Raw genomic sequence first — 26,521 nt, 5'->3', positions numbered from 1 at the left:
ACAATACTTCGGAAGGGAATCGGCGGGAAGGTGTGTGCCAAAAAATAAGGGCGCCGCATTTGTCAATGCGGCACCCTCTAGATGTTGTGGATATCAATCCTGCGATCAATATCTGTAGTGGTCAGCCTTGAACGGGCCTTGCGGCTTTACGCCGATATAGGAAGCCTGCTCCTCAGAAAGCTGCGTCAGCTTTACGCCGAGCTTATCGAGGTGAAGGCGCGCGACCTTCTCGTCGAGGTGCTTCGGCAGGATGTAGACCTGGTTCTGGTACTGGCCGGGCTTGGTGAAGAGCTCGATCTGCGCCAGCGTCTGGTTCGTGAATGAAGCCGACATCACGAAGGACGGATGGCCGGTCGCGTTGCCGAGGTTCAGCAGGCGGCCTTCCGACAGCAGGATGATGCGGTTGCCCTTCGGGAACTCGATCAGGTCGACCTGCGGCTTGATGTTGGTCCACTTCAGGTTACGGAGGGCCGCAACTTCGATCTCGTTGTCGAAGTGGCCGATGTTGCCGACGATCGCCATGTCCTTCATCGCGCGCATGTGGTCGATGCGGATGACGTCCTTGTTACCGGTCGTGGTGATGAAGATGTCGGCAGAAGACACAACGTCTTCGAGCGTGACGACTTCGAAGCCATCCATGGCTGCCTGCAGCGCGCAGATCGGGTCGACTTCGGTAACCTTGACGCGGGCGCCGGCGCCCTGAAGTGAAGCAGCCGAACCCTTGCCGACGTCGCCGTAACCGCAGACGACGGCAACCTTGCCGGCCATCATCACGTCGGTGCCGCGGCGGATACCGTCAACCAGCGATTCCTTGCAGCCGTACTTGTTGTCGAACTTCGACTTCGTCACCGAGTCGTTGACGTTGATGGCAGGGAAGGGCAGCAGACCCTTCTGGGAGAGCTGGTACAGGCGGTTAACACCAGTGGTGGTTTCTTCCGTTACGCCCTTGATCGCGTCGCGCTGCTTGGTGAACCAGCCCGGCGAAGCGGCGAGGCGCTTCTTGATCTGTGCGAAGAGGATTTCTTCCTCTTCCGAATGCGGGTTCGACAGTACGTCTTCGCCAGCTTCGGCGCGGGCGCCGAGCAGGATGTACATGGTGGCATCGCCGCCATCGTCGAGGATCATGTTGGAGAAGCCACCATCGGTCCACTGGAAGATCTTGTCGGTGTAGACCCAGTAATCATGCAGCGACTCGCCCTTGATGGCGAAAACCGGAACGCCGGAAGCGGCGATCGCGGCGGCAGCATGGTCCTGCGTCGAGAAGATGTTGCACGACGCCCAACGGACTTCAGCACCGAGTGCAACGAGCGTCTCGATGAGAACGGCTGTCTGGATCGTCATGTGCAGCGAACCGGTGATGCGCGCGCCCTTCAGGGGCTTCGCCTCGCCGAACTCAGCGCGGCAGGCCATCAGGCCCGGCATTTCTGTTTCAGCGATCGTGATTTCCTTGCGACCGAAGTCTGCGAGGCCGATATCGGCGACGATATAATCTTTTTCAGTGCTCATTGGGTTTTCTCCAGGCTGAAAAGCGGCTCAAAAATTCAAAGGCGCACAAAGGGCACCGCATGCGTCCACGCAGTCTGCGCGGCGATGAAAGGCCGTTTAGCAGGCTTCTATGACGAAGGCAATAATGATATAAAGAAGTCTTTATATGTTTATATGGGCCGGGATTGGCTCACATTTCCTCGCCGAACCGGTTCTGGATCAGCTCGTCGAGCGCATCGAGCGCTTGTGCAGCCTGGTTGCCGCTGGCCGAGATCAAGACGCTGGAGCCCGGGCTTGCCGCCAACATCATCAATCCCATGATCGATGTCCCGCCGACCGTCATTCCATCTTTCGATACAGTGATGGCGGCATCGAAATTCTCGACCAGCTGTACGAACTTTGCCGAAGCGCGTGCGTGCAATCCACGCTTGTTGATGATCAGAATTTCACGGGAGAGTGCCGTCATGGGCGCGATGTGCTCACTATTTGCCACTGAGAACGCGGCTCGCGACGTTGATGTATTTCCGCCCGGCCTCGGAGGCTTCGACGAGCGCCTTCTCCATGTTGTTCTCGCCGCGGACACCCGCGAGCTTGATGAGCATCGGTAGGTTCATGCCAGCAATTACTTCCGTGTGGCCGCTGCTCATGACTGAGATTGCCAGGTTGGAGGGGGTACCACCGAACATGTCTGTCAGGATGACAACTCCATGGCCGTCATCGGCACGGGATACTGCTTCCAGAATATCTTGTCGCCTCTGATCCATGTCGTCTTCGGGACCGATACAGACCGTTTCGATGAATTTCTGAGGACCGACAACGTGTTCGACCGCATGACGAAACTCTTCAGCCAGCTTGCCATGAGTGACAAGCACAAGTCCGATCATGATATTACTGCTCCTAATGGCATATTCCAAACGGTGGCCCCAATATCGCAATGCAGCAATCGCGTCCACCGTGGGGGCACATCTTGGCGATCAAAAGCCGAAGTGCAAGACAAAAATACGACTTTATGGGCCCGTTTTGCCGATTCTGCGGGCATTACTGTCCGATGTCCGGTGCTTTTGCCATCAATATCGCCAGCGGCAACGGAGTATTAGCCAGCAATCGAATGACCGGTAGTTCTATGCTACCAGCAATAGTTGTTCGCTCACCGTCTGGCGGCAACCGTTTCTCGCCAGACGGGCTTCCGGGAAGAATGGCATAGTGCATTGTTGCGTTGACAATGTACGGCACGCGGACAAGGCCAGTGCCGCGCAATTCGAGCAAACCGGCAATCGAGGCAGGACATGTTGCAATCACCGCTCCGTCCACTTCGCTAATTAGCGCCTGATCGTCGGCGACCAGCGAGGAAAAGATGCCCATGCGTTGCGCTTCGTTGATGCAGGTGAACGCCAGCATCGATTTCCCCCAGCCCGACGGCCCCAGGAAGAGAAGGCCGGTCTTGCCGACGACGATGGCGGTTGCGTGGATGTTTGAAGGCTTGTCCATCACGGGGTAGTGTCGGCGGGAAGGGCGAGAATGAAGCGCGCTCCGAGAAGTTTTTCGGTCTCGGGATCGATGATGTTTTCCGCACGCAGCGAGCCACCATGTGCTTCGGCGATCTGACGGCTGATCGACAGCCCGAGGCCCGAATTCTGTCCAAAGCCTTCGGATTCCGGTCGGTCGGTATAGAAGCGCTCGAAGATGCGGTCGATGTCTTCTGCCTGGATGCCCGGCCCGTTGTCCTCGACGTACACGATGCAGCGAGAGCGCGTTCGCACCAGCCGCACGGTGATCCTGCCGTCATGCTCCGGAACAAACGAGCGGGCGTTTTCAATGAGGTTGGTGATGACCTGCCCGATGCGCAGGTCATGGCCGTTCACAACAAAACGTGTCTTCACGCCCGGCTTGCGCTCGATCGCGAATTCGATTTGTACTTCTTTTCTGCGATTGCGAATTTGCCGCGATACGTCGATGAGATCGCGAAGCAGAATCTCCAGATCGACCGAACCGGCGTCAACGCGCGCCAATTCAGCATCGAGACGAGAGGCGTCGGAAATGTCGCTGATCAGACGGTCGAGCCGGCGAACGTCGTGCTGGATGACATCAAGAAGCCGCTTCTTGGACTCGTCTGTTTTTGCCAGAGGCAGTGTTTCGACGGCGCTGCGGAGCGACGTCAGCGGATTCTTCAGTTCGTGGCTGACGTCGGCCGCAAAGCTTTCAATCGCGTCGATGCGGTCGTAGAGCGCGGTCGTCATTTCGCGCAGCGCAATGGAGAGGTTGCCGATCTCGTCCTGGCGGGCGGAAAAGTCGGGAATTTCTTCGCGTTCCTTCGCGCCGCGGCGGACGCGGATGGCGGCAGCCGACAGGCGCCGCAGCGGGTTGGCGATTGTTGAGGACAAAACGAGGGACAGCAGAACGTTGACGAGTGTCGCGACGCCAAAGACGCGCATGATGCCGAGGCGCTCGGCGTGAACGATGTTATCGATATCGCCGGCTTGGGTCGACAGGAGCAGCACGCCCAGAACAGCACGGAATCGCTGGATCGGAACGGCAACCGAAACGATCAACTCGCCCTTTTCTGTGGTGCGAACCACAGCGCCGCGAACACCAGTCAGTGCGTTCATGACCTCGGGATAAATCGAGCCGTCGCCACCCGGAGCTTCCTTGTAGAGGGGGAGGTTTCCTGGTTGCAGGACCTTGTTGAAGATCGTCGTGAACCACTGGCTCCAGCTCTGCTCCTCGTCATCGACGGGCGGCAAATCAAAACGTAGGACCTGGCCGCGTGAATAGAGATGGCGAGAGTCGAGAAGCAGGTTGGCGTCAGCGTCAAAAATGCGTGCGCGGGTTCTGGTCGGAGAAATCAGCCGACGCAGCACAGGCGCGACCTTTTCCGGATCGATCGGGAATTCGAGATCCTCGTCGTTCGGAACCGGGGTAATGCTCTGGCCAGCCTGCAGTTCGAGCAGCTTCTCGGGGTCGATGGTAATCGAGTTGGTGTCCACCGACGCGGACGCGGAAACCGCGCCGGCGATGATTTCGCCCTGCGTCAGAAGGCTTTCGACGCGAGCGTCGATCAGCCCTTCGCGGAACTGATTGAGGTAGAGAATGCCGCCGACGAGAACGACCAGCGCGGCCAGATTGAAGAAAAGGATGCGACGCGTCAGGCTCGAAAAGACGGCGTTGCCGAAGATGCGGCGGATGATCGTGAAGGGGTGCGACCAACGCCGTCCCCTGACGCGGCGGCTGCTCACGCCTTCCGCCTCATCCAGATCTCTTTCCTGCACCAACTGTGCCAACCACAGGCCCTTTCGGAGAGCGGACCGCTTTCGCGATCGTCACTCTCGACAATTCTCAGATGCCGCGCCGCTTCGGCGTCAGGCTGCTTCGCGGAAGCGGTAGCCCACTCCGTAGAGCGTTTCAATCATATCAAAGTCGGTATCGACCATCTTGAATTTCTTGCGGAGCCGCTTGATGTGGCTATCGATAGTGCGATCGTCGACATAGACCTGCTCGTCATAGGCCGCATCCATCAATGCGTCACGGCTTTTGACGACGCCCGGACGCTGGGCCAGAGAATGCAGGATAAGGAATTCGGTCACCGTCAGCGTCACCGGCTCACCCTTCCAGGTGCAGGTGTGGCGTTCCTGGTCCATGACCAGCTGGCCGCGCTCCAGCGAGCGAGCGAGCTGTTGTGCCGTGCCCGGCTTTGGTGCAGCACCACCGGCGGCGGCAGCAGCCTCGCGGCTCGATGCCCGGCGCAGGACGGCGCGGACGCGCTCGACCAGCAGACGCTGCGAGAAGGGCTTGGTAATGAAGTCGTCGGCGCCCATCTTCAGGCCGAACAACTCATCGATTTCCTCGTCCTTGGAGGTGAGGAAGATGACCGGCATGTCGGATTTCTGCCGCAAGCGGCGCAGGAGCTCCATACCATCCATGCGCGGCATCTTGATATCGAAGATGGCAAGCTGTGGCGGGCGAGCAAGAAGACCGTCGAGGGCTGAGGCGCCGTCCGTATACGTCTCGACCTTGTATCCTTCTGCCTCGAGTGCAATCGATACCGAGGTAAGGATGTTGCGGTCGTCATCAACGAGCGCGATTGTCGGCATGGTATTCGTCTCCGTCATCTATGCGCGTCTCCAGGATTTTAGAAGGTCCCCAGGCGGCCTCTCTGAACCGGATGCGCTTATCGGGATAAAGGTGGAACAAATTGTGGCAAAGATAAAGGGTTGGATTGTTCTAAAGTTTTGAGCGCAACCGAGAGATGTGTCGAAAATCCGCGCGGCCACTTCTGATTCAAACGATTTAAAATAAGGCAGGAAAATTTAAATCGATTAATAGTTTGATATTGCTACATTTTATCCATTTTCCTCTATTGCGTTTTAAAAAAACCGCCCGTACGGTCACCGTCAGTTCTTAACGGCACGAGCCTCAAGGGAAGGGAAAGACCATGGAGCTGTTCGGAGTCCACAACCCGGCGATAGAGCTGGCGACGATCGGTTTGGGGAGCGCAAACAGTGCTCGCTATAACTTTACGGCCGCCTCCCTCTATGAAGAATCGATTCGCCGGGGCGAGGCTCAGCTGACCGCCCATGGTGCCTTGCGCGCCCTGACCGGCCAGCATACCGGCCGCTCGCCGCGCGATAAGTTTGTCGTTCGTGACGGGAACACCGATGATGAGATCTGGTGGGAAAACAACAAGCCGATGTCGCCGCAGCACTTCGCGTTGCTGAAGCAGGACATGCTCGCGCACGCTGCCGGCAAGGACCTGTTCGTTCAGGATCTCATCGGCGGTGCCGACGAAAACAATGCCTTGCCGACGCGTGTCGTCACCGAGCTTGCTTGGCATTCGCTCTTCATTCGCAACCTGCTGATCCGTCCGGAGGCCTCGGCACTTGCGACCTTCGCCCCGAAGCTGACGATCATCAACCTACCGACGTTCAAGGCGGATCCGGAACGATATGGCTGCCGCACCGAGACCGTCATCGCTTGCGACCTGACGAACGGCGAAGTGCTGATCGCCGGTACGTTCTACGCCGGCGAGATGAAGAAGTCGGTCTTCACCGTTCTGAACTACCTGCTCCCGGCAAAGGGCGTCATGCCGATGCACTGCTCGGCCAACGTCGGTCCTGACGGCGATGCCGCGGTCTTCTTCGGTCTCTCGGGCACCGGCAAGACGACGCTTTCCGCAGATCCGGCCCGCACGCTGATCGGCGACGACGAACACGGCTGGGGCGAGGACGGCATCTTCAACTTCGAAGGCGGCTGCTACGCCAAGACCATCCGCCTGTCGGCCGAAGCGGAGCCGGAAATCTACGCAACGACGCAGCGCTTCGGCACCGTCCTCGAAAACGTTGTCCTCAACGACCGGCGCGAGCCCGACTTCAACGATGGGTCGCTGACCGAAAACACGCGTTGCGCCTATCCGCTGGATTTCATTCCGAACGCGTCGAAGACAGGCCTTGCGGGCCATCCTAAGACGATCATCATGCTGACGGCAGATGCCTTTGGCGTCATGCCGCCGATCGCCAAGCTGACGCCGGATCAGGCGATGTACCACTTCCTGTCCGGTTACACGGCCAAGGTGGCAGGTACCGAGCGGGGTGTAACCGAGCCGGAAGCAACCTTCTCGACCTGCTTCGGTGCTCCGTTCATGCCGCGGCATCCGTCGGAGTACGGCAATCTTTTGAAGGATCTCATCGGTCGTCACGGCGTTGAATGCTGGCTTGTTAACACCGGCTGGACTGGCGGCGCTTACGGCACCGGCAAGCGCATGCCGATCAAGGCGACCCGCACGCTGCTCGCTGCAGCCCTCTCGGGCGACCTCGGCAAGGCCGATTTCCGTGTCGATCCGAACTTCGGCTTCGCCGTTCCTGTCACGGTGCCGGGTGTCGACACGGCTATCCTCGATCCGCGTTCCACGTGGCAGGATGCGATCGCCTATGACGCGCAGGCCAGCAAGCTGGTGACGATGTTCATCGAGAACTTCGCGAAGTTCGAAGGCCATGTCGATGGTGGGGTGCGCGATGCGGCCCCGGGATTTCGCGCCGCCGCTGAGTGACACGCCAAAACATTGATGATTCACGTGAAACCCGGCGGCCTCCGTCGGGTTTCTTTGGCTGTTTCCAAGGGCCGGCCGATATGAGATAGAAAGCGCATGGCCAGCGAACCCCTTTACATCAACGATCGAATCACCGTCGCCGGGTGGGAGCTGACCGAGCAATTTGTCCTCGCAGGCGGCCCTGGCGGGCAGAACGTCAACAAGGTTTCGACAGCCGTCCAGCTGTTCTTCAATATTCCGAACTCCCCTTCCTTGAACGAGCGCGTGAAGGGGAATGCCGTGAAGCTCGCCGGCAAGCGCCTTTCGAAGGAAGGCGTGCTGATGATAGAGGCGAGCCGCTTCCGCAGCCAGGATCGTAACCGGGAAGACGCGCGAGAGCGGCTGAAAGAGCTTATCCTCGAGGCGGCAAAACCGCCGCCGCCGCCGCGCAAGAAGACCAAGCCGACTAAAGGATCGGTCGAACGTCGGCTGAAGGAGAAGTCGGGTAGGTCGGAGGTGAAGAAGATGCGCGGACGACCGCTCGGTGATTGATATGCTGAAGCTGCCGAATGGCGTCAGTCACCACCCTGACTATCTGGACCGGCCACGGCAGCAGGCATTGGTCGATATCATCAGGTCGATCGTCGCGGACGCGCCGCTGTTTGTGCCCATCATGCCCGGCACGGGCAAGCCGATGTCGGTTCGCATGACGAATTGTGGCCCGCTCGGCTGGGTCACCGACAAGGAGCGTGGCTATCGCTATCAGCCGACCCATCCTGTGACCGGCAAACCTTGGCCGGGTATCCATGCGGAACTGTTGGAAATCTGGAACGATGTCTCCGGCTACGACAAGCCGCCGCAGGCCTGCCTTGTCAACTACTACTCCGACGAGGCGCGTATGGGACTGCATCAGGACAAGGACGAACAGGATCTCGCAGCCCCCGTCGTGTCGATCTCGCTCGGCAATAGCTGCCTGTTTCGAGTTGGTGGTCTCGGGCGCAACGACCGGACGCTTTCCTTCAAGCTCTCAAGCGGTGACGTCGTGGTCTTGGGAGCGGAAGGGCGCCTTTGCTTCCACGGCGTCGACAAGATATATCCATCAACATCGACGCTGCTGAAGAACGGTGGTCGCATCAACCTGACGCTTCGCCGGGTAACGCCCTAGAGCTTTCTCAGAGCTACCTGTTCGATCAGGTGATTATTGCCCTTGCGCAGGATCAGATCGGCCCGCGGGCGTGTCGGCAGGATGTTTTCCCGCAGGTTCTTCAGGTTGATGTTTTCCCAAAGGCCTTCGGCGATCGTCAGCGCTTCCTCCTCGCTGATCGAGGCATAGCGGTGGAAGAAGGAGTGGGGATCGCGAAACGCTGTTTCACGCAATCGCATGAAGCGCGCCACATACCAGTCATGAATCCGGCTTTCATCCGCATCGATGTAAATCGAGAAGTCGAAGAAGTCGGAAACCATCGGTACGATCTTGCCACCGGCCGGCAGGTCGCGTGACTGCAGGACGTTGATGCCCTCGAAGATCAGAATGTCGGGCCGGTCGACGATCTTGTATTCGTTCGGCAGCACGTCGTAGACCAGATGCGAATAGGACGGCGCCTTGACGTTCGGCTGGCCCGCCTTGATCGCCGCCAGGAAACGCAGGATCGCGCCGGTATCGTAGCTCTCGGGAAAGCCCTTGCGCTGCATCAGGTTTTCGCGCTGCAGCACGGCGTTCGGATGCAGGAAGCCGTCGGTGGTCACAAGGTCCACCTTCGGGCTCGACGGCCACCGCGTCAAAAGTTCCTTCAGGATACGGGCCGTGGTGGATTTGCCGACAGCCACCGACCCCGCGATGCCGATCACAAACGGCGTCTTTGCTACGTCAGAGAGGCTGAGGAAGCGATTGCGTTGCTCGAAAAGCAGCTGTGACGATTCCACATGCGCCGAGAGGAGCCGCGAAAGCGAGAGATAGATCCGCCGCACTTCATCGAGATCGATCGGATCACCCATGGAGCGTAGCCGCTTGACCTCGTCGCCTTTCAGCGTGAGCGGTGTATCGGCACGGAAGCGTGCCCATTCCTCGGAGGAAAAGAAGTGGTAGGGCGAATACGCATTCGCCTGAAAATGATCGAGCGTCTCGGGCGCTCCGATGAGTTGTCTTGCGATACTCATGAACTTTGCCGGCTCGCCTTTTCTGTCAGGCCGGATTGAGCGGTGCGCCGCTCAAGCTCCGCCATCACACTTTGCAACGGAATGCCCGCCACCTTCAATACGACCAATAGGTGATAGAGAAGATCGGCGGCTTCATAGGTGAGGTTCTCGTGGTCATCGGTGATCGCGGCCATCACGGCCTCGATCGCCTCTTCGCCGAGCTTTTTGGCCGCCTTTGGCTGGCCTGCAACAACGAGTTTTGCCGTCCAGGACTCATCCGGCGAGGCTTTCGACCGGGCATCGACGATCTTTTCGAGGTCGGCGAGGGTGAATTCGCTCATGATTCTGCTTCCCACTCAGTCCAGACGCATGTCGATGCCGCAAGAAGACATATAGCGCTTCGCTTCCCCGACGGAATAGGTCCCGAAGTGGAAGATCGAAGCGGCCAGCACAGCGTTGGCATGTCCCTGTTTGACGCCCGCCACGAGATCGTCGAGGTCGCCGACGCCACCGGAGGCAATAACGGGCACCCGAACCGAATCCGCGATGGCGCGTGTCAGTTCGAGATCGTAGCCGACCTTGGTTCCGTCCCGATCCATCGAGGTCACAAGCAGTTCACCCGCCCCACGCTCGACCATCTTTCGAGCAAAATCCACCGCGTCGATGCCGGTCGCGTTGCGGCCGCCATGTGTGTAGATCTCCCAGGCGCTGACGTTGCCCTGCGCGGGCGTGGTCCGGCGCTTGGCGTCGATCGACACAACGATGCACTGGTCGCCGAACTTGTCGGCGGCTTCGGCAACGAAATCGGGGTTGTTGACCGCCGCTGAATTGATTGAGACCTTGTCAGCGCCACAGAGCAGCAGCTTGCGGATATCAGCAATGGTGCGGACACCACCGCCGACGGTGACGGGCATGAAGCATTGCTCGGCCGTACGTGCGACGACATCGAAGATCGTTTCGCGATTGTCCGAGGACGCGGTGATGTCGAGGAAACACAATTCGTCGGCACCGGCGGCGTCATAAGCCTTGGCAGCCTCGACTGGGTCTCCGGCATCGACCAGGTTGACGAAATTGACGCCCTTGACGACGCGGCCGTCCTTAACGTCGAGGCAGGGAATGACACGAGCCTTCAGGGTCATTGTGCAGTCTCCTTCGCGCGTGCGGCCGAAATCAGCGCCAGCGCCTCTGCCGGGTCGATCCGTCCATCATAGAGCGCGCGACCGGAAATCGCACCCTCGAGCTTCCGTGCATCGGGTTGCAGCATCCGTTTCACATCCTCGATCGAAGCAAGGCCGCCGGATGCGATGACCGGGATCGATACCGCTTCGGCAAGCTCGAGCGTCGATGCCCAGTTGATGCCGGCGAGGATGCCGTCGCGGTCGATATCGGTGTAGATGATCGCGGCTACGCCGGCGCCTTCGAACTTCTGCGCGAGTTCGATAACGCCGAGCTCGGATGCCTCGGCCCAGCCTTCGACCGCGACCTTCCCGCCCTTGGCATCGATTCCGACCGCAACGCGGCCGGGAAACTTCTTGCAGGCTTCGATCACGAGCGCCGGATCGCGCACCGCGATGGTCCCGAGAATGACGCGGGCAAGACCGCGAGATAGCCAGTTTTCGATATGGTCGAGCGTGCGAATGCCGCCACCAAGCTGAACCGGGTTCTTCGTTGCCTTCAGGATCGCATCGACCGCGGCGCCATTGACGCTTTCGCCCGCGAAAGCGCCATTGAGATCAACGACGTGCAGCCATTCAAAGCCTTGATCTTCGAATGCCTTCGCCTGCGCACCGGGGTCGGGATTGTAGACGGTCGCCTGTTCCATATCGCCGAGCTTGAGGCGAACGCACTGGCCATCCTTGAGGTCGATTGCTGGAAATAGGATCATTCTGTCAGTCCTTGCAGTGCGCGAGCTCAAGGCTTCCAGCGCAGGAAATTGGCAATCAGGGCGAGGCCGAGCTTCTGGCTCTTTTCAGGATGGAACTGGGCTCCGGCCATGTTGTCGCGCCCGACGAAAGCGGTGATCGGGCCGCCGTACTCGGCCGTCGCAATCACGTCGCCGGGGTTCTTCGCCGCCAGATGGTAGGAATGCACGAAATAGGCATGCAACCCGTTCGGTCCGGTCGGAATTCCGTCGAACAGCGGGTGAGGGGATTTCAGGTCCAGCGTATTCCAGCCGATCTGCGGGATCTTCAGGTTGGCATCATTAGGCGTCATTTCAACGACATCGCCGGGAATCCAGCCGAAGCCATCGGTGACGGTCTTCTCGAGTCCGCGCGACGACATCAGCTGCATACCGACGCAAATGCCGAGGAACGGCCGGGCCTTCTTCTGGACCACATCGATCAACGCTTCCGACATGCCGGGAACGGCATCGAGCCCGCGCCGGCAATCGGCATAGGCGCCAACACCCGGCAGCACGACGCGATCGGCGGCCGCCACAGCCCCTGCCTTGTCTGTCAGTTCGATCACGGCGTCGATGCCGGCTTCCCGCGCTGCCCGTTCGAAGGCCTTCGTCGCCGAACGCAGATTGCCGGATCCGTAGTCTATAATTGCGACGCGCATTCAGCGTCCTCCATCAAAACCAAAGAGACCGAGCGAAGTGGCGTTGCCGTGTCGCGGTGCATGGGCTGCTTGATCCCATTGCGGCGAGGGCGCGGGTCGGCTCTCGCCGGCATCGGTCTGGACATTCGAAAAGTAGATTTCTTCCGCGGTCGCAAGCGAATCGGCCGAAACGAGATCGGCTTCGCCCCAGCCTTTCGCAACCAGATTACGGGCGCGAAGATTCTGACCCTCAAGCGCGACCAGCAAACTGGTGCCGAAGGTGATTGCGACGCCGACTGGCCAGAGATCGGCCCGGTCCGCTAGCGCACCGCCGAGGCTTTGCAGGAGAAACGCTGCGATGGCGTAGAGCCACAGTCTGTGGAAGGCGAGCCATATCCAGGGGAAGAGAAAACCGAGCACGGTAAAGCCGTCGCGAATGAAACGCGTCTTCTCGCGGTTGGTGTCCGTTCCGCCAGGCGCAGTCAGAACCAGATAGCTGGAAGTCATATCGTCAAGCTCCCTAGGGGGCTCAGACGAGCGTGCCCTTCGTTGAGGGGACACGGCCCGCCTGTCTCGGATCGATCTCTGTCGCCGTACGCAGCGCGCGGGCAACGGCCTTGAAGCACGTCTCTGCAATATGGTGGTTGTTGGCACCATAATGGTTGAGAATATGCAAGGTGATGCCGGCGTTCTGGGCAAGCGCCTGGAAGAATTCGCGAACGAGCTCGGTGTCGAACGTGCCGATCTTCGGCGCGGTGAAGGCGACGTTCCAGACGAGGAAGGGGCGACCGGAGAGGTCGACTGCAGCCTTCGTCATTGTCTCGTCCATCGCGAGGTCGATCGAGGCATAGCGGGCAATGCCGCGGCGATCGCCGAGCGCCTTGGCAATCGCCTGGCCGATCGCGATGCCGGTGTCTTCCACCGTATGGTGATCGTCAATGTGCAGGTCGCCCTTGGTCTCGATCTCCATGTCGATCAGCGAATGTCGCGAAAGCTGATCGAGCATATGATCGAAGAAGCCGACGCCGGTCGAGATTTTCGACTTTCCGGTGCCGTCGAGATTGACGGAAACGGAAACCGAAGTCTCGTTCGTCTTGCGGGACACGGTACCCGTGCGGCTTGCTGCGGTCTCGGCCATATGGCTGCTCCATCAGGAAATACGGGGGTTCCTTATCAGGCGAGCCGTGAAATATCCAGAACCGCTGCGGCAGAAAACGCCGCCATTTGCAATCGGCTTTCACGCACTTACATAGGGCTCGACAGGGCCGGCGTTCGGCCCGACGCAACAAGCCCGGCAGACGGGCAAAGGTATAGTAGATGACAACGATTGTTACAGTTCGAAAGGGCGGCAAGGTCATCATGGCCGGCGATGGCCAGGTAAGCCTCGGCCAGACCGTGATGAAGGGCAATGCCCGCAAGGTGCGGCGCATCGGCAAGGGTGAGGTCATTGCCGGTTTCGCAGGCGCCACGGCCGATGCCTTCACGCTTCTCGAACGTCTCGAAAAGAAGCTCGAACAATATCCGGGCCAGCTGATGCGCGCTGCCGTCGAGCTTGCTAAGGATTGGCGCACGGACAAGTATCTCCGCAATCTCGAAGCCATGATGCTCGTCGCCGACAAGCAGGTGACGCTTGCAATAACGGGCAATGGCGATGTTCTCGAGCCCGAACACGGCGCCATGGCAATCGGCTCCGGCGGTAATTTTGCGCTCGCTGCGGCCCGCGCCTTGATGGATACCGATAAGTCGGCCGAGGAGATCGCGCGTCGAGCACTCGATATTGCCGCTGATATCTGCGTCTACACCAACCACAACGTGGTCGTAGAGACGCTCGATGCCGAAGCTTGATCCGGTTTCAAAGATCCACGCCCTGATGGGATATTCGATATGACCACATTTTCCCCCCGCGAGATCGTTTCCGAACTCGACCGCTATATCATCGGCCAGCATGAGGCCAAGCGCGCAGTGGCGATTGCGCTGCGCAACCGCTGGCGGCGCCAGCAGCTCGATCCGGATCTGCGCGACGAAGTCATGCCCAAGAACATCCTGATGATCGGGCCGACCGGCGTCGGCAAGACGGAAATCTCCCGTCGCCTCGCCAAGCTCGCCGGCGCGCCGTTCATCAAGGTCGAAGCCACGAAGTTTACCGAAGTCGGCTATGTCGGCCGCGATGTCGAGCAGATCATCCGCGACCTCGTCGAGGTCGGCATCGGCCTCGCTCGCGAAAAGAAGCGGAGCGAAGTGCAGGCCAAGGCGCACATGAGCGCTGAAGAGCGTGTTCTCGACGCGCTCGTCGGCGCCACCTCGTCGCCGGCGACCCGCGACAGCTTCCGCAAGAAGCTGCGCAGTGGCGAGCTTGATGACAAGGAAATCGATATCGAGATCGCCGATACGGGCACAGGCATGGGCGGTTTCGATATTCCCGGCATGCAGGGCGGCAATATCGGCGTGCTCAACCTTTCCGAAATGTTCGGCAAGGCGATGGGGGGTCGTACCAAGAAGGTCCGCACGACGGTCAAGGCATCCTATACGGATCTGATCCGCGACGAATCCGACAAGCTGATCGACAACGAAGTCATTCAGCGCGAGGCGATCCGGGCCGTCGAGAATGACGGCATCGTCTTCCTCGACGAGATCGACAAGATCGCGGCTCGCGACGGCGGCATGGGCGCCGGCGTTTCGCGCGAAGGCGTTCAACGCGACTTGCTTCCGCTGGTCGAAGGCACGACGGTGTCGACGAAGTACGGCCCGGTGAAAACGGACCACGTCCTTTTCATCGCCTCCGGTGCTTTTCACGTCTCCAAGCCGTCCGATCTGCTGCCGGAACTTCAGGGCCGTCTGCCGATCCGCGTCGAGCTGCGCCCGCTCACCAAGGAAGATTTCCGCCGTATCCTGACGGAGACCGAGGCGAGCCTCATCAGGCAGTACAAGGCTCTCATGGAAACCGAAGGCCTCGGCCTCGAATTTACTGACGATGGCATCGATTCCCTGGCGGACGTTGCTGTTCATTTGAATTCGTCCGTTGAAAACATAGGTGCGCGCCGCCTGCAGACGGTGATGGAGCGTGTTCTGGACGAAATCTCCTTCAATGCCCCGGATCGCGGCGGCTCAAGCGTGACGATCGACGCCGACTATGTCCGCAAGCATGTCGGCGATCTGGCGCAAAACACCGATCTGTCACGCTTCATCCTGTGATGAACAAGCATCGGCGCGCGCCTTACTGATGTGATGCCACGATTTTGATAGCTTCAACTCTCGACAGCGGGCCTTTTACTTTTTAGTGAAAGGCCCGTTTTGTTGTCCGCGCCAGCATTATTCGGCCAAGATTGTGGTCCAGTCAGCGCGCTTCGCGACATTGCCATGAACCGACGGGAACGCTGATCGTGCGACGCCTTCTGACAAGCCTCCTGATTGCCGCTGCCGTGCTGACGTCGGCACCTGCCTTCGCCATGCAGGTGGTGCCGCCGGGCAATCGTCACGCCGAGCAGCCGGATATTCCGGGCGCCTCGGTTCGCCGCACCAAGGGCACGAAGAGCTCGTTCGATCGCAAGTATGACAAGGTCCATGACCTCCTGGCGTCGGATCACGAGTTGATGGCCAAGATCAAAAAGGTGTCGGCCGCTTACGGCATCGATCCGATCCATGTGATCGGCGCGATCGTCGGCGAGCATACGTACAATGTCGATGCCTATGACCGCCTGCAATCCTACTACGTGAAGGCCGCGTCCTATGCGGGTGAGAGCTTCCGCTTCGCCTACAACGGCGAGGATGTGGATGACTTCGTCAGGCGGTCGCAGTTTGCCGAATGTAACGGCAAGGGCGATTCCTACACGCTGTGGAGCTGCCGCGAGGACATCTGGGAAAGCGAGTTCCGCGGCAAGACCGTCGATGGCAAGAGCTACCCGAACAACCGCTTCAGCGCAGTCTTCTTCCAGCCTTTCTACGCCGGCCAGACCTTCGGTCTTGGGCAGATCAACCCGCTGACGGCCCTGATGTTGACCGATCTGGTCTCCAAGGTCTCGGGTTACGAGAAGCTGAACGAGAAGGACGCCGGTTCCGTCTACAAGGCGATCATGCAGCCAGATATCTCGCTCGCCTTTGTCGCAGCGTCCATCCGGCGGTCGGTCGACGACTATAAGCAGATCGCCGACATGGATATCTCGAGGAACCCGGGACTGACCGCGACGCTCTACAATGTCGGCAATTCGCGCCAGCGCGCGGCGGCTCTCGCTGCCAAGAACCGTGCTTCCGGTGAAACCGTCTGGCCGGAAGAAAACTATTACGGCTGGCTGGTCAACGACAAGCTGGACGAGCTGGAGCGTCTGCTCTAGCTTTCGCCTTGCCGGGAGAGCCTAGATCTCCGGCGAAAAGGCTGAATTCTGATGGACATGCGTCCGGATCCCTTCGTACCGCCCGCGCCGTTACCTCGTACGGTGCCGCCGAGCCGTCTTCAGATAATTCGAACCATTCTGCGCAACCCGCTGGAGCTCTGGGGCGAGCCCTCCTACACGCTGCCGTGGATTCAGACACGGTTCTTTCGCGAAAGGACCCTGATCGTCAACGATCCGGGCCTAATCCGTCATGTTCTCGTCGATAACGCCGCGAACTACCGCATGTCGGATATTCGCCAGCTTATTTTGCGTCCGATCCTGCGCGACGGGCTGCTGACGGCGGAGGGGGATGTCTGGAAGCGCTCTCGAAAGGCGGTGGCGCCGGTTTTCACGCCTCGTCATGCCAACGGTTTTGCCGGGCAGATGCTGTGCCAGTCCGAAGATTATGCGAGGAAATACGAAGCAGCCGGCAGTGACGGCAAGGTCTTCGAGATTGCCGCCGACATGACGGAGCTGACCTTCGCCATTCTTGCCGATACGCTGTTTTCGGGCGAGATCGTCACCTCCTCCGACAGCTTTGCCGACGACGTAAACGCCCTGCTGCATCGCATGGGGCGCGTCGATCCGATGGATTTGCTGCGCGCCCCGTCTTGGGTTCCGCGCGTCACGCGCATCGGCGGGCAGAAAGTGCTCGACAAATTCCGCAACATCGTGCGCCAGACCATGGATGCCCGGCTGGCTCGCATGCAGGCCGATCGAGCCTCCACACCGGACGACTTTCTGACCTTGCTCCTTGATCAGGCTGAGACCGGCGGACTGACGAATGACGAAATAGAGGACAATATCCTCACCTTTATCGGCGCCGGCCATGAGACGACGGCACGCGCACTTGCCTGGACGCTTTATTGCGTGGCCAACACGCCGCACATCCGCGGGGCGATGGAGGAGGAGATCGATCGCGTTCTGGCCCAGGATGTCGAACCGGTGAAGTGGCTCGACCTGATGCCGTATACGCGCGCCGCCTTTGAGGAGGCGCTGCGGCTCTATCCGCCGGCGCCGTCGATCAATCGTGCCGCCATCACCGCCGATCGCTGGACCGACGCGAAAGGCGAAACGGTGGAGATCGAGGCAGGTGTCACCGTCCTCATCATGCCGTGGACGCTGCATCGCCACGAACTCTATTGGGACAAGCCGCGCGCCTATATCCCGGAGCGGTTCCTGCCGGAGAACCGCGGTAGCATCGGGCGCTTCCAGTTCCTGCCGTTCGGTGCCGGGCCGCGTGTCTGTATCGGCGCAACCTTTGCGCTACAGGAGGCTGTCATCGCTCTCGCCGTGCTGATGCACCGTTTCCGCTTCGATGTGACAAACCAGACCAATCCCTGGCCGGTGCAGAAACTGACGACGCAGCCGCAAAACGGTCTGCCGATGCTCGTCACGTCGAGATATGTTCCCGAACGGACATAAATCTTTAGAACTATTGCATAATTGACTATGAATGAAAGCCGGGCAAAGTAGCAGCATGCAAAACCCCGTTTGTGGGTCTAAGGAGATATTGAATGAGCCGCATCGATAAAAACGGTCTTGCTGTTGAGGCCGTCCTTCATGATTTCTTGGTCAAGGAAGCGCTGCCCGGCTTGAAGATCGATGCCGAAAAGTTCTTTACCGATTTCTCGGCGATCGTTCACGATCTGGCGCCGCGCAATCGCGAACTGCTCGCAAAGCGTGATGCACTCCAGCTCCGCATCGATGACTGGTACCGCCAGCATGGTGCGCCGACCGATATCGAAGCCTATCAGGTGTTTCTGCGCGACATCGGCTATATGCTGCCGGAAGGCTCGGATTTCCAGGTTACCACGACGAACGTCGACCCTGAGATCGCTTCGATTGCCGGTCCTCAGCTCGTCGTTCCCGTGATGAATGCTCGCTACGCGCTGAACGCTGCCAATGCTCGTTGGGGATCGCTCTATGACGCGCTCTACGGCACGGACGCGATTCCCGAGACCGATGGCGCCGAGAAGGGCAAAGGCTACAATCCGAAGCGCGGCGAAAAGGTCATTGCCTGGGCTCGCGATTTCCTGGACACAGCCGCGCCGCTCGATGGCTGGAGTTGGAAGGATGTTGCGACGTTTGCTGTCAAGGACGGGGCTCTCGCGATCACCTCGACCGACGGCGAGCATGTTTCGCTGACCGATCCAGCGCATTTTGCCGGCTATCAGGGAGATGCCGCGACGCCGTCTCACATCCTGCTCAAGAACAACGGCATCCACGTCGACATTGTCATCGATGCCTCGACCGCCATTGGCAAGAGCGACCCGGCCCATATTTCCGACGTCTGGCTAGAATCGGCAATCACGACGATTATGGACTGCGAGGACTCGGTTGCAGCCGTCGATGCCGAAGACAAGGTCGTCGTCTATCGCAACTGGCTTGGCCTCATGAAGGGCGACCTTCAGGAGGAAGTGTCGAAGGGCGGCTCGAGTTTCATTCGCAAACTCAATCCTGATCTGCAGTACAGCGATCCGTCAGGCACGCCGTTCGAAGTGCATCGCCGCTCATTAATGCTGGTTCGCAACGTCGGCCACCTGATGACGAATCCGGCAATCCTTGATCGCGAAGGCAATGAAGTGCCCGAAGGGATCATGGACGCAATGATTACGGGCATGATTGCGCTCTACGACGTCGGCCCGAACGGCCGCCGCAAGAATTCCCGCGCCGGTTCGGTTTATGTGGTCAAGCCGAAGATGCACGGCCCCGAGGAAGTTGCCTTCGCCGCCGAGATCTTCTCGCGCGTCGAAGATGCCCTCGGCATGGCGCGCAACGCCATCAAGATGGGCATAATGGACGAGGAACGGCGCACCACCGTCAACCTCAAGGAATGCATCCGCGCCGCCCGCGAACGTGTCGTCTTTATCAACACCGGCTTCCTCGACCGCACCGGCGACGAGATCCACACGTCGATGGAAGCAGGGCCGATGATTCGCAAGGGCGACATGAAGCAGGCCGCCTGGATCGCGGCCTACGAGAACTGGAACGTGGATATCGGTCTCGAATGCGGCCTTTCCGGCCATGCTCAGATCGGCAAGGGCATGTGGGCCATGCCGGATCTGATGGCGGCGATGCTGGAGCAGAAGATCGCGCACCCGAAGGCCGGCGCCAATACCGCCTGGGTTCCGTCGCCGACCGCCGCGACGCTGCACGCCACCCATTATCACCGCGTCAATGTCGCCCGCGTCCAGCAGGGCTTGAAGGATCGCGCCCGCGCCAAGCTTTCCGACATCCTCTCGGTGCCTGTTGCTATCAGGCCGAATTGGACGCCGGAGGAAATCCAGCGCGAACTCGACAACAATGCCCAGGGCATTCTGGGTTACGTTGTCCGTTGGGTCGATCAGGGCGTCGGCTGCTCCAAGGTGCCTGACATCAACAATGTCGGCCTCATGGAAGACCGTGCGACGCTGCGCATCTCCGCCCAGCATATGGCCAACTGGCTGCATCACAAGGTGACAAGCGAAGAGCAGATCGTCGAGACAATGAAGCGTATGGCCGCGATCGTCGACCAGCAGAATGCATCCGATCCAGCCTACGCGCCGATGGCTGCCGATTTCGACGGTTCGATCGCCTTCCAGGCGGCACTCGATCTTGTCCTGAAGGGTAGGGGGCAGCCGAACGGTTATACCGAGCCGGTCCTCCATCGTCGCCGCCTCGAGCTGAAGGCCAAGCAGACAATCTGACAAGGACGAACCAATGGAAAAGGCCGCCGGAACGATGTTCCGGCGGCCTTTTTAATACCCATTTTTCAGCGCCGCTTACTGGATAACGATGACCTTCGAGGTCGTCTTGCCCGGACGTACGCGGCTGTAGAGATCGATGACGTCCTGGTTCATCAGACGAATACAGCCAGACGAGGCAGCGGTGCCGATCGAAGCCCATTCCGGCGTACCGTGCAGGCGGAACAGGGTGTCCTGACCCTTTTCGTTGAAGAGATACATGGCGCGCGCGCCGAGCGGGTTGCTGAGGCCGGGGCCCATGCCCTCCTCGACATATTTGGCGACCTCGGGCTTGCGCTCGGCCATTTCCTTCGGGGGATGCCAGGTCGGCCATTCCTGCTTCCATGCGACATAGGCCGTACCCGCCCATGCGAAGCCCTGCTTGCCGACGCCGATGCCGTAACGCATCGCCTTGCCGCCGGGCAGGATGTAATAGAGGAAGCGTTCGCGGGTGTTGACGATGATCGTGCCCGGGCGCTCGGTGGTTTCGTAGGAGACGATCTGGCGGCGGAACTGCGGCTTGACCCTCTGGATCGGGATCGCCGGCAGCGAATATCCGGCATCCGTCGTCACGCCATAGGCGTCGTCGAAGATCTGCGCGGTCTGAACGGTCGGCCCCGGCGCGACCTTGTCTTCGACGGAGGCGCTCTCGATAGTCGAGGAGCAACCGGCCAGAGCGAGCGTCGCCATCAGGCCGAATACAGGAAATGCATTGCGGATGCGCATGGATGTCTCTTAGGAAATGGGCAAGGGGAGAACGGTCTTTTGAACCATCTTTGATTATGGTTTATTTTCGATTAACTTTGCCTTTGCAAGCTGTTGCAGTGCGGCAAAACCAATACGCAGCGGCAAATTAGAAGCGCATGGTTTTTTTGCAACAACGCGCGCGCCAGACCTACGGTTATCCATGACGATTTTGAGTGTTTACAATAACAATCCGTTAATAGACGGGCGACAGTCGGACAGAGCTATGCTGGTCCGCCGCGGGACTCAGATTTTACTTCATGAGATGCGTCACGCCGTATTGCCGGAGCTGTCGCTTGCCAGCGGACGACGGGCTGACTTGATCACGATTTCGGAGAAGGGCGAAATCTGGATCATCGAGATCAAGACCTCGGTGGAGGACTTCCGGGTTGACCGCAAATGGCCGGACTATCGCCTCCATTGCGACCGACTATTCTTCGCCACCCACAAGGATGTTCCGCTCGATATCTTCCCCGAGGATTGCGGCTTGTTTCTATCGGATGGCTACGGGGCGCATATGATCCGCGAGGCACCAGAGCATCGCCTTGCGCCAGCGACGCGAAAATCCGTGACGCTTAATTTCTCTCGCGCAGCCGCCCAGCGCCTGCTGATGGCCGAATGGGCAAACGGGAAGCCGTTTGAGGTCGACGATATCTGACGCTACTTCGGCGCGCGCTTGGCAAGGATCCGTTGCAACGTGCGGCGATGCATGTTGAGCCGCCGTGCAGTCTCCGAAACATTGCGCTCGCACATCTCATAAACCCGCTGGATATGCTCCCAGCGCACACGGTCGGCCGACATCGGGTTCTCCGGCAGTTCCGCCTTCTCGCCGGCGCGCTGGGTGAGGGCGGCGTAAACGTCGTCGGCATCGGCGGGCTTCGCCAGGTAGTCGACGGCGCCAAGTTTCACGGCCGTAACAGCGGTCGCAATATTTCCGTACCCCGTGAGGACGATGATCCGGGTGTCATCACGGCGCTGGCGGATGGCTTCGATCACATCCAACCCGTTGCCGTCGCCAAGTCGCAGATCGACCACTGCGTATTTGGGCGGATGGCTCTTCGATTTGGCAACGCCCTCCGCGACCGATTCCGCAGTCTCAACCTTGAAGCCACGTGTCTCCATCGCGCGCGCCAGTCGGCGCAGAAACGGGCCATCGTCATCGACGATCAGAAGGCTGGCATCCGGACCAATATGATCCGCATCTGCGAGGGAGGAGTCGTGGTCAAGCTCGTTCATGTTCGTCAATCCCGGCAGCTGCCTGCCTGATAAAAGTCAAGTGTCCCGCTGTTCATTAAGCCGATAGCGTCATTTTGTCGAATTTGCATCGATCAGCATGCGCGGCCATTCGACACGCACCCGCGCTCCAGCCGTCTCGGGCATGCGGTTCTCGAACACCAGCGACGCGCCCGATCGTTCGAGGAGAGTCTTGGCGATGAAGAGGCCGAGCCCCAGCCCGCCGGCCCGGTCTTCCCTCTGCCTCTTGGTGACATAGGGCTCGCCAATCCGGGTCAGGATATCAGGGGAATAACCGTCGCCGTCGTCCTCCACCGTGATGCGAACTTTTCTGACATCATGCTCGACGGTCACAATCACCTTGTCGCGCGCGTAATCGACAGCGTTTTCGATCAAATTGCCGAGCCCGTACATAATGCCGGCGTTGCGGTCAGTCACTGGCTCGCCCTTGCGCGGGCTCTTCTCGATCAGTTCGAGTTTGATCCCGAATTCTCTGTGAGGCGCCACGATCTCTTCCATCATTGACGACAAAGGCAGCCGCCGGAGATGAGCTTCGCCTTCCGCAGAAAGCGTTGCCAGCCGCCGCAGGATGTCGCGGCACCGCTCGCTCTGGCTGCGCAACAGTTGCACATCCTCGCGAAAGCGGTCGTCATTCTTCAGTTCGCGCTCCATTTCCTTGGCAACGACGCTGATGGTGGCGAGTGGCGTTCCCAGTTCGTGTGCTGCGGCGGCAGCAAGACCGTCGAGCTGAGAAAGGTGCTTCTCGCGCTGCAGCACCAACTCGGTGGCCGCCAGCGCATCGGCCAGCTGGCTCGCCTCCATCGAGACCCGGTATGCATAGAAGGCGGCAAAAGCCATGGTCGATGCGATCGAGCACCAGACACCGAACTGCATCACGGTATGGACGTTGATCTCGACGCCATCGAACCACGGCAAGGGAAAGGGGGAAAAGGCGAGGATAGTGATGCAGACCATCGCGATCAGAATAAGCACGGTGCTGAAGCGGATCGGCTGCGATGCGAAGGAAATGATGACGGGAACGCAGACGAGGGCCGCAAAGGGATTGGCCAGGCCGCCGGTGATGAAGAGCAGTGCGCAGAGCTGCAGAAGGTCGAAGCCGAGCAGCACGAAGGCCGCGCCGGGATAGAGCCGGTGTGTCGGCGGATAGCGGATCATCAGGTAGAAATTGACGGCCGCCAGGGCTGCGATCAGCGCCGCGCAGGCACCAAGTGGAAGCGGAAACTTGAGCCAGAAGGCAACGATGAACACAGTCACAGCCTGGCCGCCCACGGCAAGCCATCGCAGCCGCACCAGCGTTTGAAGTCTCAGGCGCCTGCTGCTGTGCCTATCTTCTTCCGGCGAACTCACGACATTATCGACCATCTGATATCCCCATGGGCTATGCTAGGGCTCATGTACCACGCGGCTTCGCCCGTGTCGTCGGCATGGCGTCTTCCGGTCGTTCGGGCCAGGGATGCTTGGGATAGCGGCCGCGCATCTCGGCCCGCACATCTTTCCAAGATCCGGCCCAGAATCCGGGCAGATCACGTGTCGTCTGAATCGGCCGGTGCGCCGGTGAGGTCAGCTCGAGAAGTAATGGTAGTCGTCCGCCGCCGATCGCGGGATGCTGCCTGAGGCCAAACAGCTCCTGCACACGGATCGTCAGAACAGGCTCCTCGCCGCTATATTGAATTGGATGCCGCTGTCCGGTCGGCGCTTCGAAATGCGTCGGCGCGAGACGTGAGAGATCGCGCTGCAGCTCGTGTGGGATCAGCGCCATCAATCCGTTCGAGAGTGCGGACGAAGAGATGTCGGAAATCCCCCGGGCATCCGTCTGGTAGGGAACGAACCAATCGTCCAAGCGCGCAACCAGTGCCGCGTCGCTGACGTCAGGCCACGGGCCGCCGATGCTGCGATGAAGAAAGCCGATGCGTTCGCGCAACTGCATGGCTTCTTTGGAAAACGGCAGCTGTTCCAACCCCAACTCGCGCACACCGTCTGCCAGCGCGCGGCTGACGGCTTCGCCGGTGGGGCGGGGCAGAGGTGTCTCGTCGAAGATAATGGCGCCGAGCCGTGTCGCCCGCCTGGCTCTCACCTGCCGGCTCTGCCGGTCGAAGACGATCTGATCGCCGGTCGAAATGGCGCCGGGCAGGTCCTCCTCGATGTCGGCGCGTGAGATCTCGGCTGCCGACAGGACGCGCCCTTGCGCGGCCCGACCCGTCAAGTCTGCGATGACGAGCATCGGGCTGCCGGCGAGCCGTTCGGTTTCCGGCAGTTCGGCGCCGCGCCCGTTCGCCATCAGGAAGCGGCCTCTGCCGCCGCGCTGCAGTGCGATGCGGTCCGGAAAGGCGTGCAGCAACAGCCGTCCCGTCTGGCTCGGTTCCGTTGCTTTGGTGACATCGAGACCCTTGGCCAGTCGAGCCGCCAGCTGACGCGCGCCTTCGACGCGATCGCCGCGCTCCGAGCGAAAGCGCCGCATCCGCTCTTCGAGGTCTATGCTGGGGCCTCCGAGCCCCTGTTCAGTCAGCAGCACCGCAAGCTCCGCTGCATCTCTTGCATGCCCCGTCTCGCCTGCCGAAATCACCATGGCGGCCAGACGCGGTGGCAGGGCAAGATCGCGCATCATCTTTCCGCGCCGCGTCAAAGCACCTTCCTTGTCGAGTGCACCGAGCTGAACTAGCAGCGTACGTGCTTCGGAAAGCGTCGTCTCCGGCGGCTGATCGACGAAGGAGAGCGAACGTGTGTCCTGAACGCCCCAATTCGCCAAGTCGAGGACAAGGCCGGAGAGATCGCTGGAGAGTATTTGTGGCGGTGTAAATGCCGGCAGTGCGGCAGTCTGTCCCTGGTGCCACAGGCGGATGGCGATACCCGGCTCGGTTCGGCCGGCGCGCCCGGCGCGCTGGTCCGCCGAGGCGCGCGACACGCGCACCGTCTCCAGCCGCGTGATGCCGGTTGACGCCTCGAACACCGGTAGCCGCTGCAGACCGCTGTCGATAACAATCCGCACACCGTCGATGGTGATTGATGTCTCGGCGATCGAGGTGGCGAGCACGATCTTGCGCGTTCCTGGCTCGGCCGGCCGGATCGCCGCGTCCTGTTCCCGCTGTGTGAGATTGCCGTAGAGCGGAGCGATCAGTGTCTGTGACCCGAAGCGCCCTTCGAGCCGCTCAGCGGTGCGCGCGATTTCTGCTTGGCCAGGCAGGAAGGCAAGGATCGATCCGCTTTCGCTGGCGTGCGCGTTTGTGACGGCGCGCGCCATCGTTTCTTCGATGCGCTCGCTTGCAGGTCGATCCTGATAGCGGATATCGATCGGAAAGCTGCGCCCCATGCTTTCGACGAGCGGGGGCTGGTCCAGGAGTGTCATGATGCGCGCCACGTCGAGCGTCGCTGACATCACCAGCACCCGCAGGTCTTCGCGCAAAGCGGATTGTACGTCCAGCGCCAGCGCCAGTCCGAAGTCGGCGTCGAGCGAACGCTCGTGGAACTCATCAAAGATCACCGTCGACACGCCCGAGAGTTCCGGATCATCGAGGATCATGCGTGCGAACACGCCTTCCGTGACCACCTCGATGCGGGTCTTGGCCGATATTCTGGTGTCGAGGCGCATGCGATAGCCGACGGTCTCACCTACGGTCTCACCGAGCAACGATGCCATACGGCTTGCCGCCGCCCTGGCTGCCAGACGCCGCGGCTCGAGAAGCACGATCTTGCCATCGCCACGCCAATCCTGATCAAGCAGATAAAGGGGAACAAGCGTAGTCTTGCCGGCGCCGGGAGGAGCAGACAGCACCGCGCGGCGCTCTGCGGCGAGCGCCGCGCCGATATCCGGGAGAACGTCTGAGACCGGAAGGTCCGGCAAAGTCATGCGGGTCACGTGCGCGTCTTCATCTCATAAGCGTGGGCGGGGCGCATTTCCGTCAGGATCGGCATGCGGTCATTCCCCGCGGTTGCATCGCTCGTGAACCTACTGACACCGCGCCATTGCGCAAGTCGTCTCTCTTCGGGGACCGCCACAGAGGTAAGAGAGAGGGATTCTGCAGCTGAAAATGGAAACTGCGCCAAAAGCACAGCCGGGAGTCGCCGTTCCGGTGCCCTAAGAACGGCCAAAACCGCACCTCCCGAAAATCCGTCAATCGAATCAGTGTGTTACAAAAATGTCAAAAAACTTTGTTTTGCGCTGTTGACTTAGAAAAGGGGTAGGATCTATAAGCCCACTCACTGAACGAGGGCGGCGGCGCTGCTGGCGACGAAGTCCTTCGCTCTAGAGATTT

At 60.1% G+C, this 26,521-nt stretch carries 26 protein-coding genes; 9 read left to right on the top strand and 17 right to left on the bottom strand.

Going from position 1 to position 26,521, the window contains the following annotated elements; all coding sequences use genetic code 11:
• Positions 1 to 105 precede the first annotated feature (105 nt).
• From ahcY to FHT76_RS12905, 6 genes are all read right to left on the bottom strand, one after another.
• Positions 106 to 1,506, bottom strand: coding sequence for an adenosylhomocysteinase (gene ahcY / locus FHT76_RS12930; RefSeq protein WP_183864414.1), 1,401 nt, complete (start codon positions 1,504 to 1,506; stop codon positions 106 to 108).
• Between the two features lie 169 nt (positions 1,507 to 1,675).
• On the bottom strand, positions 1,676 to 1,951 hold the full coding sequence (locus FHT76_RS12925; RefSeq protein WP_016556881.1) for an HPr family phosphocarrier protein: 276 nt from the start codon (positions 1,949 to 1,951) through the stop codon (positions 1,676 to 1,678).
• A 16-nt stretch (positions 1,952 to 1,967) separates the two neighbouring features.
• Complete coding sequence (locus FHT76_RS12920; protein ID WP_007528763.1) at positions 1,968 to 2,369, bottom strand: PTS sugar transporter subunit IIA; 402 nt, start codon at positions 2,367 to 2,369, stop codon at positions 1,968 to 1,970.
• 154 nt (positions 2,370 to 2,523) lie between these two features.
• Entirely contained in the window at positions 2,524 to 2,976 is a 453-nt protein-coding gene (locus tag FHT76_RS12915; protein ID WP_405049266.1) for an HPr kinase/phosphorylase, read from the bottom strand.
• The gene (locus FHT76_RS12910; protein ID WP_405049267.1) at positions 2,973 to 4,763 is read right to left on the bottom strand and encodes a stimulus-sensing domain-containing protein; all 1,791 of its coding nucleotides are present in this window, start codon (positions 4,761 to 4,763) and stop codon (positions 2,973 to 2,975) included. The genes FHT76_RS12915 and FHT76_RS12910 overlap by 4 nt, the downstream gene beginning before the upstream one ends.
• A gap of 78 nt (positions 4,764 to 4,841) precedes the next feature.
• Entirely contained in the window at positions 4,842 to 5,573 is a 732-nt protein-coding gene (locus tag FHT76_RS12905; protein ID WP_189637167.1) for a response regulator transcription factor, read from the bottom strand.
• A gap of 341 nt (positions 5,574 to 5,914) precedes the next feature.
• Here FHT76_RS12905 and FHT76_RS12900 point away from each other — a divergent pair, with 341 nt between their 5' ends.
• The 3 genes from FHT76_RS12900 (at position 5,915) to FHT76_RS12890 (ending at position 8,669) form a co-directional block, all read left to right on the top strand.
• Positions 5,915 to 7,525, top strand: coding sequence for a phosphoenolpyruvate carboxykinase (locus tag FHT76_RS12900; RefSeq protein WP_259126983.1), 1,611 nt, complete (start codon positions 5,915 to 5,917; stop codon positions 7,523 to 7,525).
• A 96-nt stretch (positions 7,526 to 7,621) separates the two neighbouring features.
• Positions 7,622 to 8,056, top strand: coding sequence for an alternative ribosome rescue aminoacyl-tRNA hydrolase ArfB (arfB, locus tag FHT76_RS12895; RefSeq protein WP_183754835.1), 435 nt, complete (start codon positions 7,622 to 7,624; stop codon positions 8,054 to 8,056).
• A gap of 1 nt (position 8,057) precedes the next feature.
• Complete coding sequence (locus FHT76_RS12890) at positions 8,058 to 8,669, top strand: alpha-ketoglutarate-dependent dioxygenase AlkB (protein ID WP_183864418.1); 612 nt, start codon at positions 8,058 to 8,060, stop codon at positions 8,667 to 8,669.
• Here FHT76_RS12890 and coaA read toward each other — a convergent pair.
• The 7 genes from coaA to hisB are packed head-to-tail and all read right to left on the bottom strand — an operon-like array spanning position 8,666 to position 13,319.
• The gene (coaA, locus tag FHT76_RS12885) at positions 8,666 to 9,661 is read right to left on the bottom strand and encodes a type I pantothenate kinase (RefSeq protein ID WP_016556888.1); all 996 of its coding nucleotides are present in this window, start codon (positions 9,659 to 9,661) and stop codon (positions 8,666 to 8,668) included. The two genes, FHT76_RS12890 and coaA, sit on opposite strands and share 4 nt — an antisense overlap.
• Complete coding sequence (locus tag FHT76_RS12880; protein WP_183864419.1) at positions 9,658 to 9,981, bottom strand: phosphoribosyl-ATP diphosphatase; 324 nt, start codon at positions 9,979 to 9,981, stop codon at positions 9,658 to 9,660. The genes coaA and FHT76_RS12880 overlap by 4 nt, the downstream gene beginning before the upstream one ends.
• Positions 9,982 to 9,996: 15 nt before the next feature.
• Positions 9,997 to 10,779 carry an imidazole glycerol phosphate synthase subunit HisF gene (hisF, locus tag FHT76_RS12875; RefSeq protein WP_183864420.1) on the bottom strand — a complete coding sequence of 261 codons (783 nt, stop codon included), beginning with the start codon at positions 10,777 to 10,779 and terminating at the stop codon, positions 9,997 to 9,999.
• A complete protein-coding gene (hisA, locus tag FHT76_RS12870) occupies positions 10,776 to 11,525 on the bottom strand; it encodes a 1-(5-phosphoribosyl)-5-[(5-phosphoribosylamino)methylideneamino]imidazole-4-carboxamide isomerase (RefSeq protein ID WP_183864421.1) in 750 nt (249 codons plus the stop codon). The genes hisF and hisA overlap by 4 nt, the downstream gene beginning before the upstream one ends.
• A 26-nt stretch (positions 11,526 to 11,551) precedes the next feature.
• Positions 11,552 to 12,202 (bottom strand): imidazole glycerol phosphate synthase subunit HisH, encoded by a 651-nt coding sequence (gene hisH, locus FHT76_RS12865; protein ID WP_183864422.1) that lies wholly within the window; start codon positions 12,200 to 12,202, stop codon positions 11,552 to 11,554.
• On the bottom strand, positions 12,203 to 12,688 hold the full coding sequence (locus FHT76_RS12860; protein ID WP_183864423.1) for a DUF2628 domain-containing protein: 486 nt from the start codon (positions 12,686 to 12,688) through the stop codon (positions 12,203 to 12,205).
• A 22-nt stretch (positions 12,689 to 12,710) separates the two neighbouring features.
• Entirely contained in the window at positions 12,711 to 13,319 is a 609-nt protein-coding gene (hisB, locus tag FHT76_RS12855) for an imidazoleglycerol-phosphate dehydratase HisB (RefSeq protein WP_183754821.1), read from the bottom strand.
• Positions 13,320 to 13,498: 179 nt separating this feature from the next.
• Between hisB and hslV the strand changes: the two genes are divergently transcribed.
• From hslV to FHT76_RS12830, 5 genes are all read left to right on the top strand, one after another.
• Positions 13,499 to 14,026: an ATP-dependent protease subunit HslV gene (gene hslV / locus FHT76_RS12850; RefSeq protein ID WP_183754819.1), complete on the top strand. Its 528-nt coding sequence runs from the start codon at positions 13,499 to 13,501 to the stop codon at positions 14,024 to 14,026.
• A gap of 39 nt (positions 14,027 to 14,065) precedes the next feature.
• Entirely contained in the window at positions 14,066 to 15,373 is a 1,308-nt protein-coding gene (gene hslU / locus FHT76_RS12845) for an ATP-dependent protease ATPase subunit HslU (protein WP_183754817.1), read from the top strand.
• 188 nt (positions 15,374 to 15,561) lie between these two features.
• Positions 15,562 to 16,509, top strand: a complete 948-nt coding sequence (locus tag FHT76_RS12840; protein WP_183864424.1) for a DUF1402 family protein — start codon at positions 15,562 to 15,564, stop codon at positions 16,507 to 16,509.
• Positions 16,510 to 16,560: 51 nt separating this feature from the next.
• Positions 16,561 to 17,973, top strand: coding sequence for a cytochrome P450 (locus tag FHT76_RS12835; RefSeq protein ID WP_183864425.1), 1,413 nt, complete (start codon positions 16,561 to 16,563; stop codon positions 17,971 to 17,973).
• A gap of 92 nt (positions 17,974 to 18,065) precedes the next feature.
• Positions 18,066 to 20,237: a malate synthase G gene (locus FHT76_RS12830; RefSeq protein ID WP_183864426.1), complete on the top strand. Its 2,172-nt coding sequence runs from the start codon at positions 18,066 to 18,068 to the stop codon at positions 20,235 to 20,237.
• A 75-nt stretch (positions 20,238 to 20,312) separates the two neighbouring features.
• Here FHT76_RS12830 and FHT76_RS12825 read toward each other — a convergent pair whose 3' ends face one another.
• The gene (locus FHT76_RS12825; protein WP_016556901.1) at positions 20,313 to 20,999 is read right to left on the bottom strand and encodes a L,D-transpeptidase; all 687 of its coding nucleotides are present in this window, start codon (positions 20,997 to 20,999) and stop codon (positions 20,313 to 20,315) included.
• A gap of 181 nt (positions 21,000 to 21,180) precedes the next feature.
• Here FHT76_RS12825 and FHT76_RS12820 point away from each other — a divergent pair, with 181 nt between their 5' ends.
• Positions 21,181 to 21,675, top strand: a complete 495-nt coding sequence (locus FHT76_RS12820; protein WP_183864427.1) for an MmcB family DNA repair protein — start codon at positions 21,181 to 21,183, stop codon at positions 21,673 to 21,675.
• Positions 21,676 to 21,677: 2 nt separating this feature from the next.
• Here FHT76_RS12820 and FHT76_RS12815 read toward each other — a convergent pair whose 3' ends face one another.
• From FHT76_RS12815 to hrpB, 3 genes are all read right to left on the bottom strand, one after another.
• Positions 21,678 to 22,253 (bottom strand): ActR/PrrA/RegA family redox response regulator transcription factor, encoded by a 576-nt coding sequence (locus FHT76_RS12815; RefSeq protein WP_016556903.1) that lies wholly within the window; start codon positions 22,251 to 22,253, stop codon positions 21,678 to 21,680.
• A 69-nt stretch (positions 22,254 to 22,322) separates the two neighbouring features.
• On the bottom strand, positions 22,323 to 23,633 hold the full coding sequence (locus FHT76_RS12810; RefSeq protein WP_114714263.1) for an ActS/PrrB/RegB family redox-sensitive histidine kinase: 1,311 nt from the start codon (positions 23,631 to 23,633) through the stop codon (positions 22,323 to 22,325).
• Positions 23,634 to 23,661: 28 nt separating this feature from the next.
• Positions 23,662 to 26,115, bottom strand: coding sequence for an ATP-dependent helicase HrpB (hrpB, locus tag FHT76_RS12805; protein WP_259127016.1), 2,454 nt, complete (start codon positions 26,113 to 26,115; stop codon positions 23,662 to 23,664).
• Positions 26,116 to 26,521: the final 406 nt, after the last annotated feature.

The sequence above is a fragment of the Rhizobium sp. BK176 genome, from assembly GCF_024808055.1.
The sequence above is the reverse complement of the archived record's forward strand: the minus strand, read 5'-3'. Positions and strand labels throughout refer to the sequence as shown.

Coding starts and splice junctions, on each gene's coding strand:
- ahcY (WP_183864414.1), bottom strand. CDS start 1,506: ATGAGCACTGAAAAAGATTATATCGTCGCCGATATCGGCCTCGCAGAC.
- FHT76_RS12925 (WP_016556881.1), bottom strand. CDS start 1,951: ATGACGGCACTCTCCCGTGAAATTCTGATCATCAACAAGCGTGGATTG.
- FHT76_RS12920 (WP_007528763.1), bottom strand. CDS start 2,369: ATGATCGGACTTGTGCTTGTCACTCATGGCAAGCTGGCTGAAGAGTTT.
- FHT76_RS12905 (WP_189637167.1), bottom strand. CDS start 5,573: ATGCCGACAATCGCGCTCGTTGATGACGACCGCAACATCCTTACCTCG.
- FHT76_RS12900 (WP_259126983.1), top strand. CDS start 5,915: ATGGAGCTGTTCGGAGTCCACAACCCGGCGATAGAGCTGGCGACGATC.
- arfB (WP_183754835.1), top strand. CDS start 7,622: ATGGCCAGCGAACCCCTTTACATCAACGATCGAATCACCGTCGCCGGG.
- FHT76_RS12890 (WP_183864418.1), top strand. CDS start 8,058: ATGCTGAAGCTGCCGAATGGCGTCAGTCACCACCCTGACTATCTGGAC.
- coaA (WP_016556888.1), bottom strand. CDS start 9,661: ATGAGTATCGCAAGACAACTCATCGGAGCGCCCGAGACGCTCGATCAT.
- FHT76_RS12880 (WP_183864419.1), bottom strand. CDS start 9,981: ATGAGCGAATTCACCCTCGCCGACCTCGAAAAGATCGTCGATGCCCGG.
- hisF (WP_183864420.1), bottom strand. CDS start 10,779: ATGACCCTGAAGGCTCGTGTCATTCCCTGCCTCGACGTTAAGGACGGC.
- hisA (WP_183864421.1), bottom strand. CDS start 11,525: ATGATCCTATTTCCAGCAATCGACCTCAAGGATGGCCAGTGCGTTCGC.
- hisH (WP_183864422.1), bottom strand. CDS start 12,202: ATGCGCGTCGCAATTATAGACTACGGATCCGGCAATCTGCGTTCGGCG.
- FHT76_RS12860 (WP_183864423.1), bottom strand. CDS start 12,688: ATGACTTCCAGCTATCTGGTTCTGACTGCGCCTGGCGGAACGGACACC.
- hisB (WP_183754821.1), bottom strand. CDS start 13,319: ATGGCCGAGACCGCAGCAAGCCGCACGGGTACCGTGTCCCGCAAGACG.
- hslV (WP_183754819.1), top strand. CDS start 13,499: ATGACAACGATTGTTACAGTTCGAAAGGGCGGCAAGGTCATCATGGCC.
- hslU (WP_183754817.1), top strand. CDS start 14,066: ATGACCACATTTTCCCCCCGCGAGATCGTTTCCGAACTCGACCGCTAT.
- FHT76_RS12835 (WP_183864425.1), top strand. CDS start 16,561: ATGGACATGCGTCCGGATCCCTTCGTACCGCCCGCGCCGTTACCTCGT.
- FHT76_RS12830 (WP_183864426.1), top strand. CDS start 18,066: ATGAGCCGCATCGATAAAAACGGTCTTGCTGTTGAGGCCGTCCTTCAT.
- FHT76_RS12825 (WP_016556901.1), bottom strand. CDS start 20,999: ATGCGCATCCGCAATGCATTTCCTGTATTCGGCCTGATGGCGACGCTC.
- FHT76_RS12820 (WP_183864427.1), top strand. CDS start 21,181: ATGACGATTTTGAGTGTTTACAATAACAATCCGTTAATAGACGGGCGA.
- FHT76_RS12815 (WP_016556903.1), bottom strand. CDS start 22,253: ATGAACGAGCTTGACCACGACTCCTCCCTCGCAGATGCGGATCATATT.
- FHT76_RS12810 (WP_114714263.1), bottom strand. CDS start 23,633: ATGGTCGATAATGTCGTGAGTTCGCCGGAAGAAGATAGGCACAGCAGC.
- hrpB (WP_259127016.1), bottom strand. CDS start 26,115: ATGACTTTGCCGGACCTTCCGGTCTCAGACGTTCTCCCGGATATCGGC.